This window comes from uncultured Anaerococcus sp. (assembly GCF_963510915.1).
Taxonomy (GTDB): domain Bacteria; phylum Bacillota; class Clostridia; order Tissierellales; family Peptoniphilaceae; genus Anaerococcus.
This window is the reverse complement of the sequence record NZ_CAUPHG010000052.1, coordinates 1-12,054: the sequence shown is the minus strand read 5'-3', so window position 1 is coordinate 12,054 and position 12,054 is coordinate 1. Positions and strand designations below refer to the sequence as shown.

Genomic DNA, 12,054 nt, shown 5'->3' with positions numbered 1-12,054 from the left:
AGACAATGATGTATTAGCATAATTATGAAAGACTTAGTAGAATTAATAGTTAAAGAATTAGTAACAGACAAAGAAGCTGTAGAAATTGTAGAAAAACGCGAGGGCAGCGAAGTTAATATCTTAATCAAGGTTGCCGAAGAAGACAAAGGTAGGGTAATAGGAGTAAGAGGCAATATCATAAACTCCATTAGAACTATCGCAAGAAGTGCAGCTATTAAGGAAAATGTTAAGGTAAACATAAAAATATGAGAATCTCAGTAGGAGAGATTGTAAAAGCTCAAGGAATTAGAGGAGAAGTCAAGGTAAGAAGCCTAAGCGATAATGAAGAAAGATTCAAAATTGGATCTAAACTTTTTATAGAAGACGAAATTGTCACCATAAAAAGGGCATATAAGCAAAAAGCAATGCTAGTTTTAGGCTTTGAAGAATATGATAATATCAACGACATCCTTAAATTTGTGGGCAAGGACTTAACTATAGACGAAAAAGATTTGGGAAAACTTGCCGAAGATGAAGTCTACATCAAAGACCTTTATGGTCTAAAAGTCATCTGCGATGGGCAAAATGTAGGTGAACTGGTAGATGTAATCACTGGCGTATATCCAAATGATGTTTATGTTATAAAAACAGATGGCGGCGAAGTTTTGCTTCCTGCAATCAAAAATACAATCAAAAAAATTGATACTGAAGAGAAAATAATTGAAGTAGAAAATTTTAGTGACTATGAATAAAGTAACACTCCTGACCCTATTTCCAGAATCTTTTGAATTTTTAAGGACCTACGGAGTAATAGGTAAGGCGATAGAAAATAAAAAACTAGAACTTGAAATAGTGGATATGAGAGATTTTGCAAACAACAAGCACAATCACGTTGACGATACAGTATACGGCGGGGCAGCCGGTATGCTAATCAGACCTCAAGTAATCTATGACGCTCTATTATCAGTCAAAACAGCCAAGTCTAAAGTAGCCTTTATGTCGGCTACAGGAAAAGTTTTAGATCAGAAGTTAGCAATCGACTTTGCGAGTATTGAACATTTGATAATAATATGCGGTCATTATGAGGGAATAGACGCAAGAATAACAAACCACTATGTAGACTATGAAATATCTATTGGCGATTATGTCCTAACAGGCGGAGAAATCCCAGCCATGGTCCTAATAGACTCCATGGCAAGGTTCATAGACGGAGTTGTAGGCAAGGAAGAGTCACTAGTAACAGATTCTCACTATAATATATTGTTGCAACAAGATGAATACACCAAGCCAAGAGTTTTTAATGGCTACCATGTACCAAATGAGCTTGTAAGTGGGGACCACAAAAAAATCGCAGCTTGGAATAAAAAAAATGCAATAGAAAAAACAAAAAGAGTAAGACCAGATCTATACGAAAAGTACTTACGAGAGGAGAGCAAAGATGGATTTAATCAAAAAAATAGAAAGTGAAAACCTACGCGAAGATAACTTTGACTTTAATGTAGGTGATACAGTAAGAATAAGCTACAGAATCAAAGAAGGCGACAAAACAAGACTTCAAGACTTTGAAGGAACTGTAATCTACATCAGCGAAGGCGGCGTAGGCAAGACCTTTACAGTAAGAAGAATCTCTTACGGTGTAGGTGTAGAAAGAACCTTCCTATACCACAACCCAAGAATAGAAAAATTAGTAGTAACCAGACGTGGTAAGGTAAGAAGAGCTAAGCTAACCTACCTAAGAGAACGTCAAGGTAAGGCTGCTAAAGTTAAAGAAAAAACAAACTACTAGATAGAAATGTCTTAAAGGAAACTTTAAGGCATTTTTAAATACAAAAAAATTATAATTTTTATTTTGTAATTATTTATGTATAATAGTAGGTAAGTTAGGAGATAAATATGGCACTTAATATAAATTGGTATCCTGGTCATATGAAAAAGACCAAGGAAGACATAGAAAAAAACCTAAGGCTGGTTGATATAGTCTTAGAGATTATAGATGCAAGGATTCCTGAGTCTTCGAGAAATCCTATGCTTGATGATATTTTAGCGGAAAAGCCAAGGATGATTATCATGAATAAGTCAGACTTAGCGGACCCAAAGGAAAATCAAAAGTGGATTAATAAGTTTAAAAACGATGGAATTGTGGCTTTGCCTATGAATTCTAAAGAGAGAATCAATGTTGGTAAAATTTATGATATAGCAAGAGAAATTCTTGCTGAAAAGTTTAAAAAACACGAAGAAAAAGACATAGACAATCCTGTAATAAGAATGATGATTGTTGGTGTGCCAAATTCTGGCAAGTCCACCTTCATAAATAACGTTGCCCAAAGAAAAGGAGCCAGGGTTGGTAATCGTCCGGGCGTGACCCAAACCAAACAATGGATAAAGACAAATTCTAATTTACAATTATTAGACACTCCAGGTGTTCTTTGGCCAAAATTTGACGATAGGACTGGTCTTCATCTTTCTTTCACCAATGCCATTAAGGATGAAATCCTAAATATAGAAGACTTGACCCTTTATTTTTTGAAGGAACTTGCAAAAGAATATCCAGAAAATCTTAGCGAAAGATACGGTGTAGACCCAAGTGATGAAGCCATTGATATCTACGAGGCCATTGCCAAAAAGCGTGGAGCAATTATAGCTGGTGGGGATTTTGACTACACAAGGACAGCAAGTATCATCCTAAATGATTTTAGGACTGGCAAACTTGGAAGAATTACCCTTGAAAAACTATGAAATATTCTGACTATAACGACCAAATAAAAAAAGAAGTATATGAAAAATACGACCACATAGCAGGCATTGACGAAGTTGGAAGGGGGCCTCTAGCAGGACCTGTTGTGACTTGCGCTGTAATTATGAAAAAGGATTCTCATATTGAGGGAGTTACTGATTCTAAAAAGCTAAGCCGCAAGAAAATGCTGGTTCTAAAGGAAAAAATTTTGCAAGATGCTCTTGCTTTTTCTTATGGCTATGCAAATTCAAGAAAAATTGACCAAATAAATATTAGGCAGGCAACCCTAGGGGCTATGAAAGAGGCCCTAGACCATTTGGAAATTCGACCTGATATTGTCCTAATTGATGCAGAAAGGATAGATACAGACCTTCCCCAATTAAATATTGTTAAGGGAGATTTGAATGAATACGCAATTTCCTGTGCTTCGATTTTGGCAAAGGTCAGACGAGATGATATTATGATAAATTTTTCTGAAATTTATCCGGGTTATGGATTTGAAACAAATTTTGGCTATGGGACTAAGGCCCACTATCAAGGTCTTGAAAAATACGGAGAAACTCCTATCCACAGGCAAAGTTTTCTGAGGAAATTTCACGAAAGGCAGTTATCATTTATATGACAATAAAAAGACAAGTCGGCGATTTTGGAGAAGAAATCACAGCCGAATATTTAGAAAGAAATGGATACAGGATCCTTGGGAGAAATTATTCCAAACCTTTTGGAGAGATTGATATAATAGCCACCAAGGATGATCTAATATCCTTTGTGGAAGTTAAGACCAGAAAGTCAGACGCCTTTGCCTATGCGGCTGAGGCTGTAGATTTTTATAAGCAGCAGAGGATAAAAAGAGCTAGTCAAGCTTATTTGGTGGAAAATAATATGACTGATTTTTTGATGAGTTTTGATATTGCGGAAGTTTATCTTGACACTAGGAAGATAAATTATATAGAAAATGCTTTTTGATATGGACAAGAGAGAAATTTTATTATACTTAAACTACATAAATATAAATAACAGGACTATCCTAGATATTTTTGACCATACAGGTTTGGATAAATTTTTTGAAAGACAAAGATTAGATTATCCTTTCCTTAATGATGATAATTATGAGAGGATTTTTAGTCCCAAAAACCTTGAAGCTTTCAAATCCTATAGGGAAAAGGTCGAAAAGCTTGGTGTGGATTTTGTTACAATCCTAGATGAAGCTTATCCGGAAAATCTAAAATACATAGACGATAGACCGGTAGTTTTATATTATAAGGGAAGCTTAGATGCTGTGCGTGATAGTAAGTCTATCGCCTTTGTTGGCGCAAGAAAGTGCACTGACTACGGCAAGTGGGCTTGCAAAAATTTAGCAGGCTCTATAGCTGGAGCAGGACTTACAACTGTTTCTGGACTTGCTTATGGAATTGATGCAATGTGCCACAAAGCAACTTTGGAAGTCGGTGGAAGAACTATAGGAGTAATTGGTTGTGGGATTGATATAATTTACCCAAAAGCCAACAAATTTTTGTATGAACAAATAGAAAATGAAGGACTAATTCTTTCAGAATTTCCTTTAGAAACCCCACCAATTGGCTATAATTTTCCAAGGCGAAATAGGATCATTTCAGGAATATCTTTGGCAACAGTAGTTATAGAAGCTAAGGAAAAATCAGGAACAATGATTACAACTAGGTGTGCCCTAGATCAGGGTAAGGAAGTTTTTGCCGTGCCAGGAAATATCAATTCGATTTATTCTAAGGGGACTAATAAGCTTATCCAAGACGGGTCAAAACTAATCTTGTCTGCTGATGATATTTTAGAAGAACTTGATTATCTTCTAGATAAAAAAATTGATAAGAAGGTAATTGATTACTCTGCCCTTGATAAAGACGAAGCTAGAGTAGTAAGATATATTGAGAATAATCCAAATGCGAGTGCTGACGACTTGGCACTTAACTTAGATTTAAGAATAGATGTGATAAACTTTTTATTAACTAGTTTAGAACTTAAAAATATAATTGAAAATATCGGAAATAATGAGTTTGCAATAAAGGAGTGAAAATTTGGCGAAAAATCTAGTAATAGTGGAGTCACCTACCAAGGCGAGGTCAATTTCTAAAATGCTAGGCAGAAATTATAAGGTAAAGGCAACAGTCGGCCACCTTAGAGACCTACCAAAAAGCAAGTTTGGTGTTGATATAGAAAACGACTTTGAACCTGAATATATCAAAGTAAGGGGTAGGGCTAAAACTATTAATGACCTAAAAAAAGAAGCGGAAAGTGCAGATAAGGTGTATTTGGCAACCGACCCGGATAGAGAAGGTGAAGCTATTTCTTGGCACCTAGAATATCTTCTAGACCTAGATCCAAACGAAAATAATAGGGTAGAATTTCACGAAATAACTAAAAACAATGTCCTAGCTGCAATGACAAAACCAAGGAAGATTGATAAAAACCTTGTTGATGCCCAACAGGCAAGAAGGGTCATGGATAGGATTGTGGGTTATGAAATAAGCCCAATCTTATGGAAAAGAGTAAAATCAGGACTTTCAGCAGGTCGTGTCCAATCTGTTGCCCTAAAATTAATTGTCGATAGGCAAAAAGAAATTGATGATTTCATCCCAGAAGAATACTGGACTATAACAGCCAGTCACAAGTATGAAAAAACCTCATTTGAATCGGAATTTTATGGTTCAAAATCAAAAAAAATGAAGGTCTCAAATGAATCTGGAGCAAATAAGATTTTAGGAAAAATCGATAAGGATAAGTTTATAGTCGAATCAATTTCTAAAACCAAGAGGAAAAGACGTCCCTATGCGCCATATACAACCTCAACCCTCCAACAAGATGCCTCAAATAAGCTTGGTTTTTCAACCAAATTTACCATGCAGCTTGCCCAACAACTATACGAGGGAATCGATATTGGCAAGGAAGGGACAGTCGGCTTAATCTCCTATATGAGAACTGATGCGACTAGAATTTCAAAAGAAATTGTTGGTGAATCTTTAAAATATATTAAAGAAAAATACGGCGAAAAATATGCTGGTAGAGGTAACACCTATTCTGGCAAGAAAAAAGGTAGTCAAGATGCTCACGAGGCAATAAGACCTACATCCATATTTAGAGATCCAATTTCCATAAAAACTTACCTATCAGACCAACAATACAAGCTCTATAAACTAATCTGGTCAAGAGTGGTTGCAAGTCAAATGGCGGACTATGAATATCTGTCAACACAAATTAATTTTGATAATAATGGTCTTATCTTTAGGTCAAGTGGAAAGATTACAATTTTTGATGGTTTTAATAAATTATCTGCCAACCTAGATAAGGAAAATATTTTGCCAGACCTTAAAGAAGGAGAAGTAATAAGTGCAGAAAAAATCACTAAAGACCAACACTTTACCAATCCACCAGCCAGATACACAGAGGCTTCTTTGGTAAAAACTCTAGAAGAATTTGGTATAGGTAGACCTTCAACTTATTCTGCAACCATAAACCAAATCATGTCGAGAAATTATGTAGAGCTTGATGGTAGGTCAATTTTCCCAACAGAGCTAGGGAAGACAGTAAATGAATTTTTGCAGGAAAATTTTGATGATATAATCAACGTGGAATTTACAGCAGATATGGAAAATCGATTAGACAAAATTGCAGAAAATGAAGTTTTTTGGAAAGATGTATTAAAATCTTTCTACAAAGACTTTAGCAAGGATATGGCTGCAGTAAAAAAAGATACAACTGATTATAAGGTCAAGGATAAAATTCTAGATGAAAAATGCCCAAAATGTGGCAAGCCACTTGCCATAAAGCATGGTAGGAATGGAAAATTTATCGGTTGTACTGGTTTTCCAGATTGCGATTTTACAAAATCAATAATAAAGACAACAGGAGTCAAGTGCCCAAAATGTGGTAAAGGGGATATTATAGAAAGAGTTTCCAAAAGAGGCAAGAGATTCTATGGTTGCTCCACATATCCAAAATGTGATTATGCCATTTGGGATCCACCAACAGGCGAAAAATGCCCAGAATGCGGTAGCCTCTTAGTCCACAAGAAAAATAGAAAAACAGACGAAATAAGATGCTCTGAATGTGATTATGTAAAAGTAAAGAAAAGATAAAAAAAGGGTTATAGCCTAGGCTATAATCCCTTTTTTACTCATTTGAGTTTGAGTAATTTTCTAGCTTGGATGTGCAATTTGGACATCTAGTTGCTTCTATATCAATTTTGCTCTTGCAGTATGGGCAAGATTTTTCTGTTTCTACTATTGGTTCTTCTTTCTTTTTGTGGAGTTTGTTCATAGATTTTACTATCAAAAATAAAACAAAGGCTATAATTAAAAATGTGATAACTGCATTTATGAAAGATCCTATTTTAATTTGTGATCCTGCTATATTAATGACTAAATCTTCGTAATTTACTCCTGATGTAATGCCAGCAAGTATAGGCATCAAAAGATCTTCGACCATGCTATTTACGATAGCGGTGAAGGCTGAACCCATTATAATACCGATAGCCATGTCGATGACATTACCACGGGTAATAAAATCCTTAAATTCTTTAAGCATAATAATTCCTTTCTTTATTTCTAAAATGCTATTTTATTATACTCTATTACTTGACTTTATCATAATATTTATATATGATTTTACTAGGAGTTTCTATGAGATATTTACAAGTAGATGACGATTTTTATGACAGGTTAAAATCATACGCTGTTTTTATTCCCTTGATAGAAATTGATGGCAAAGATCATATCTTATTTGAAGTAAGAAGTGAGCTTGTAAGTCAGCCTGGAGAGGTGTCCTTTCCTGGCGGTGGGGTAGAAGTTGGCGAAGATTTTAAGGATGCTGCCATTAGAGAAACTTTGGAAGAGCTGAATTTGAGTGAAGAAGACCTCAGTTATTTAGGTTATTCTTCTATGATTTTAACCTCTTCTTATAGGTATGTGAAAAGTTTTTATGGTAGAATTAATAAAAATTTGGCAGAAATAAAGTATAATAGAGAAGTGGAGTCGATATTTACGGTTGATCTTGACTTTTTTATTAATAATCCGCCCATATCCTATAGGGCACCCTATAAGATGGATTTTCCAAAAGATTTTCCCTTTGATAAAATCCCTAATGGCAAAGATTATAAGTTTCAAACCGGATATAATGAAATGTTTTTCTATGATACCAAGCCTGTAATTTGGGGCTTAACAGCGAAAATGCTAAAAAACTTTATAGAAAGTTGGAATAAAAATGAGAAATGATATTTCGCAAAAAATAAAAGATTATGCACAAACAAATTCTGCCATTGAGTCTGTTTTTTATGTTAAAAGACTAAATAATGATGAATTTTATAGTATTTATACAGTAGCTAGTGAAATTATAATAGCTAAACTAGAAGAAGAATTTAAAAATCTTTTTGATGACGTAATCTTTGTAAACAGAGTGAAGGAAAAAAGAGAGATTGATAAAAATAAGTTTTCTTATACTACAATAGACCTCTATAAGTTGGATAATATAAAGATTTCTGAGTCAATTATCAGCAGTGATGTTGCTAGTGATTTTATAAAAACCTTACCAGCAGACATAGAGTTTCTGTATAATAAGCCTGGCTCTGAGGCTATTTTGCCAAATAAAGAATTTACATATAGTCTTGTAAAAGAATATGAGTTTAGCCAGACAGTGAAAAACTTTTTTGCCTATGCCATAGAAGTTTCTCTATACCTAAATCAAAATAATACTCTAGCAGCATCTATCAAGATGGAAGACTTGAGAAGTGAGCTAGTTAAGATGCTTAGAATCCATGTAGTAAATAAGTATAAGGGCACAATGGATATTGGCAAGGATGGTAGAGAATTTACCCACACCCTTGCTAAGGAATATAAAGATGAATTTGAAGAAAGTTTTCATGATGTAAATCCACTTAATATTTACAATAGCCTATTTAAGGCTTGCGTGCTTTTCAGAAAAATTGGTATGGCTGAAGCTGAAAACTTAGGTTTTGAATATGATAGACAAATAGATGTAAATACCTTAAAGCTTTTGAGAAATAATTACAAAAAGCTCGAAAGCTTCCTAAATTAGGAGCAATTATGAAATACAAATACAAGTTTGCAAGTTTGATTATGGCAGCTTTTATGTTTTTGATGCCTATAAGCTTAGCTCAAGGGCAAAATAAAATAGTAGGTTTAGACGAAAATGTTAAGGCCTATATTATTGGAAATCAGGAAAACGGTGATGTTTATTACGAAAAAAATGCCGATGAGCCAAGGGCTATGGCATCTTTAAGTAAGCTTATGACTTTTCTTGTTACCAAAGAAGCCATAGAAGCAGGAAATATCAGTCTTGATACTAAGGTTAAGGCTGATAAGGAAGCTGAAAATTTAACAAGCTGGGAGTATTCTGCCCTAGGGGTTAAAGAAGGAGAAACCTATACAGTTGATGAGCTTATCAAAGGTCTTATAGCTGTATCTGGCAATGATTGTGCCTATCTTTTAGCCAACACTGTTTCAGTTTCAGAGCCAGCTTTTGCAAGAGAAATGAATCAAAAAGCAAAAGAACTTGACCTACAAAGCCAAGTGTATTATAATGCTAGTGGTATAGAAACAGAAGATGGACATCAAAATACTTCTTCTGCTAGAGACTTATTTAAGTTGACCCAATATATACTAAAGACCTACCCAGAAATCTTAGACTATTCGGCAATTAGGGAGATAAGAGACCCCGCTCGTGATATAGATAAGAAATCTACCATTCCTCTAATGGACGAAATTAAGGGAGTTGATGGTCTTAAAACTGGTACAACAGATCAGGCTGGTTATTGCCTAGTATCAACAATTGACATGAAAGGTCTTGATGAGAATGATGATTTCAGATCTATCGGTGTTGTAATGGGCGCTGATCAAAGAGATACCAGAAATAAGGTTATGAGCGATCTTATTTATTATGTATCAAAATATTTTTCTACTAGGACAGTTCTAGATACTAATTCGCCTATCAAATCTTTAAAAGATGCGACTGTAAAACAAGGGTATATAGACCTTTATCCAAAAGAAAATATAAAAATGATAATAAAAGACGGCGAAAATCCTACAATAAAGTATAATATAAAAGAAGACGTAAAAGCGCCTATAAAAGAAAACCAAGATTTGGGGGAAGTTGAGATTTCCTACAAGGGTGATAGTCGAACAGTAGGCTTGCTTTCAAAGAAAGCCTTAGACAAGGCGAGTCTTTTTACAAGAGTTATAAGAACTATAAGAGATTCTTGTGATTTCTTATTAAAAACACTAATAGCAAGATAAAGGCAAATTTTTTGCCTTATATGTATCGGTAGCTCAGCTGGATAGAGCACTGCCCTCCTAAGGCAGGTGTCGGAGGTTCGAATCCTCTTCGGTACACCAAAAGGAAATATTATGCAAGATTTATTTACAAAAGCTGACAAGTTTTTTATGACAGAAGCTATAAATGAAGCCAAACTTGCAAAATCAATTGACGAGGTCCCGATAGGGGCCGTTGTTGTTTGTGGGGATAGAATAGTTGGCAGGGGACACAATTTTACCTATAAGGGTAAGTCTGCCCTAAACCATGCTGAAATCTATGCCCTCAAAGAAGCTGGCAAAAATATTGGAGATTTTAGGCTAGAAGAATGTACTATGTATGTTACTCTTGAGCCTTGTCTTATGTGTGCTGGAGCAATCATGCACTCTAGGATAAAAAGACTCGTCATAGCCTGTAAAGACCCAAAAAGGGGTGGCTTTTCCACATCTTTTATAGACAAAGATAGCCCCCACCTAAACGTGCCTGAGATTTCTTATGGGCTTATGGAAGAAGAATCCCTAGTAGAACTCCAAAGTTTTTTTAGGGCATTAAGGGCAAAGAAAAAAAGCTAAGATAACTCAAGTAATTTTGAGTAAATCTTAGCTTTTTTAGTTTAAAATTTCTGCAATAAATTGCCAACTAATATCGTACTTATCCACAAAACTTGTAAATAATTTATTGTCTAATTTTTGTGGCTCGCTAGTTACATTTGAATCTTTTTTGAAATTAATATAGGCCCTATAAAGCTTATCTGAATCCGTTTGAATAACTATTTTTACATTGTTGCCCTTGACATAGGTGTCATCATTTGTGACATCGTATAAATAAATCCTATTTCCATAAATATCTAGGTGAGAATTATAAATTCTGTCCCTAATTTTTGGTGGATGGTTAAATTCTTTGAAATCACTGTATCTTATTATATTTTTCGGATAGGCAAGGTCAAAAACGTTACAATAATAATCTATTGCCTCTTTACACAATCCGTTTTTAAAAGTTAAAGCTACTGCCATCTTTATTCCTTTCTATATTTAATTTATTCCAATTGACTACCTATTTCAACTCTTATTTATCTTTAAACTTTTATCTATTACAAAACTCACATTTAGAGTATAATGCTTAAAAGAAGTTTTTTATAAAAAGGAGTATATAGATGAAAATTAGTCTTATTGATCCGTTAGAAGTAAAAGAATCTTATATAGAAGAACAAAAGAAAAAACTAGAAGAACTTGGCCATGACTTTATCTATTATAAGGAAAGTGCAAAAGATGAAGAAGAAAAAATAGCAAGGCTTAAAGACGCTGACATAGCTATTATTACTAATAAACCTGTATCTAGAAAGGTAATAGAAAATACAAATTTAGAATTAATAGACGTTGCCTTTACAGGTGTTGACCATGTTGATCTTGATGCTTGTAAGGAAAATGGTATAAAAGTCCTAAACGCATCAGGTTATTCAGACGATTCTGTAGCTGAGCTTGTTCTTGGCCTTATAATAGGAGTCCTTAGGAAATTTGACAAAAATAATCAAAATATTTTTGAAGGAAAATCAAACCCACTTTTAGGCTCCCTTATTAAAGGCAAAACCTTTGGTGTAATTGGCACTGGCCATATAGGTAAAAAACTTATTGACCTTCTCCAAGTTTTTGGATGCAAGATTATTGCTTTTTCTAGGACAGAAAAAGATGATATCAAGGCATTAGGTGTAGAATATGTTGACCTTAATACCCTCCTAAGCCAATCTGACATAGTATCTCTTCATATACCAAACAACAAGGAAACAAAGCACTTCCTAGGTAAAGATGAGCTTGACCTTATGAAGGAAGGGGCAGTTCTAATAAATTGTGCAAGAGGGGCTGTTGTTGACAATGACTACCTAGCCAAATTACTAAACGAAGATAAGCTAAGAGCAGGAATTGATGTATTTGACATGGAACCACCACTTCCAACTGATTATCCACTTAGAAATGCTAAAAATGTCCTCCTAACCAACCACGTTGCTTTTTATACAGAAGAAGCCATGCAAATTAGGGCAGACATTGTAT

16 protein-coding genes and 1 tRNA gene are annotated in these 12,054 nt (G+C 34.6%); 15 read left to right on the top strand and 2 right to left on the bottom strand.

The window, feature by feature from the left end; translation table 11 throughout:
* Positions 1-24 precede the first annotated feature (24 nt).
* The 9 genes from RQ893_RS05715 to topA all read left to right on the top strand — a co-directional run bounded on the left by RQ893_RS05715 (position 25) and on the right by topA (position 6,822).
* On the top strand, positions 25-249 hold the full coding sequence (locus tag RQ893_RS05715) for a KH domain-containing protein (RefSeq protein ID WP_311482091.1): 225 nt from the start codon (positions 25-27) through the stop codon (positions 247-249).
* The gene (gene rimM / locus RQ893_RS05710; RefSeq protein WP_311482090.1) at positions 246-731 is read left to right on the top strand and encodes a ribosome maturation factor RimM; all 486 of its coding nucleotides are present in this window, start codon (positions 246-248) and stop codon (positions 729-731) included. The genes RQ893_RS05715 and rimM overlap by 4 nt, the downstream gene beginning before the upstream one ends.
* Entirely contained in the window at positions 724-1,446 is a 723-nt protein-coding gene (gene trmD / locus RQ893_RS05705) for a tRNA (guanosine(37)-N1)-methyltransferase TrmD (RefSeq protein WP_311482089.1), read from the top strand. Before rimM ends, trmD begins: the two co-directional genes overlap by 8 nt.
* Positions 1,418-1,765, top strand: coding sequence for a 50S ribosomal protein L19 (gene rplS / locus RQ893_RS05700; RefSeq protein ID WP_311482088.1), 348 nt, complete (start codon positions 1,418-1,420; stop codon positions 1,763-1,765). The genes trmD and rplS overlap by 29 nt, the downstream gene beginning before the upstream one ends.
* Before the next feature lie 107 nt (positions 1,766-1,872).
* Entirely contained in the window at positions 1,873-2,715 is an 843-nt protein-coding gene (gene ylqF, locus RQ893_RS05695) for a ribosome biogenesis GTPase YlqF (RefSeq protein WP_311482087.1), read from the top strand.
* Positions 2,712-3,335: a ribonuclease HII gene (locus RQ893_RS05690; RefSeq protein WP_311482086.1), complete on the top strand. Its 624-nt coding sequence runs from the start codon at positions 2,712-2,714 to the stop codon at positions 3,333-3,335. The genes ylqF and RQ893_RS05690 overlap by 4 nt, the downstream gene beginning before the upstream one ends.
* Positions 3,332-3,679 carry a YraN family protein gene (locus tag RQ893_RS05685; RefSeq protein WP_311482085.1) on the top strand — a complete coding sequence of 116 codons (348 nt, stop codon included), beginning with the start codon at positions 3,332-3,334 and terminating at the stop codon, positions 3,677-3,679. Before RQ893_RS05690 ends, RQ893_RS05685 begins: the two co-directional genes overlap by 4 nt.
* Position 3,680: 1 nt before the next feature.
* Entirely contained in the window at positions 3,681-4,760 is a 1,080-nt protein-coding gene (gene dprA, locus RQ893_RS05680; RefSeq protein ID WP_311482084.1) for a DNA-processing protein DprA, read from the top strand.
* Positions 4,761-4,764: 4 nt separating this feature from the next.
* A complete protein-coding gene (gene topA, locus RQ893_RS05675) occupies positions 4,765-6,822 on the top strand; it encodes a type I DNA topoisomerase (protein WP_311482083.1) in 2,058 nt (685 codons plus the stop codon).
* 34 nt (positions 6,823-6,856) lie between these two features.
* Here topA and mscL read toward each other — a convergent pair whose 3' ends face one another.
* Positions 6,857-7,270 carry a large conductance mechanosensitive channel protein MscL gene (mscL, locus tag RQ893_RS05670; RefSeq protein WP_311482082.1) on the bottom strand — a complete coding sequence of 138 codons (414 nt, stop codon included), beginning with the start codon at positions 7,268-7,270 and terminating at the stop codon, positions 6,857-6,859.
* A 95-nt stretch (positions 7,271-7,365) separates the two neighbouring features.
* Between mscL and RQ893_RS05665 the strand changes: the two genes are divergently transcribed.
* The 5 genes from RQ893_RS05665 (at position 7,366) to RQ893_RS05645 (ending at position 10,581) form a co-directional block, all read left to right on the top strand.
* Positions 7,366-7,956, top strand: a complete 591-nt coding sequence (locus RQ893_RS05665) for a CoA pyrophosphatase (RefSeq protein ID WP_311482081.1) — start codon at positions 7,366-7,368, stop codon at positions 7,954-7,956.
* Positions 7,946-8,776 carry an aminoglycoside 6-adenylyltransferase gene (locus RQ893_RS05660; protein ID WP_311482080.1) on the top strand — a complete coding sequence of 277 codons (831 nt, stop codon included), beginning with the start codon at positions 7,946-7,948 and terminating at the stop codon, positions 8,774-8,776. The genes RQ893_RS05665 and RQ893_RS05660 overlap by 11 nt, the downstream gene beginning before the upstream one ends.
* 8 nt (positions 8,777-8,784) lie before the next feature.
* On the top strand, positions 8,785-9,993 hold the full coding sequence (locus tag RQ893_RS05655; protein ID WP_311482079.1) for a D-alanyl-D-alanine carboxypeptidase family protein: 1,209 nt from the start codon (positions 8,785-8,787) through the stop codon (positions 9,991-9,993).
* A gap of 22 nt (positions 9,994-10,015) precedes the next feature.
* Positions 10,016-10,092 (top strand) — tRNA-Arg (locus RQ893_RS05650).
* Between the two features lie 12 nt (positions 10,093-10,104).
* Positions 10,105-10,581, top strand: a complete 477-nt coding sequence (locus RQ893_RS05645; protein ID WP_311482078.1) for a nucleoside deaminase — start codon at positions 10,105-10,107, stop codon at positions 10,579-10,581.
* 36 nt (positions 10,582-10,617) lie between these two features.
* On the opposite strand, the gene RQ893_RS05640 is transcribed toward RQ893_RS05645, so the two are convergent.
* The gene (locus tag RQ893_RS05640) at positions 10,618-11,022 is read right to left on the bottom strand and encodes a hypothetical protein (RefSeq protein ID WP_311482077.1); all 405 of its coding nucleotides are present in this window, start codon (positions 11,020-11,022) and stop codon (positions 10,618-10,620) included.
* A gap of 140 nt (positions 11,023-11,162) precedes the next feature.
* Here RQ893_RS05640 and RQ893_RS05635 point away from each other — a divergent pair.
* A partial coding sequence (locus tag RQ893_RS05635) for an NAD(P)-dependent oxidoreductase (protein WP_311482076.1) occupies positions 11,163-12,054 on the top strand: 892 nt, incomplete at its 3' end.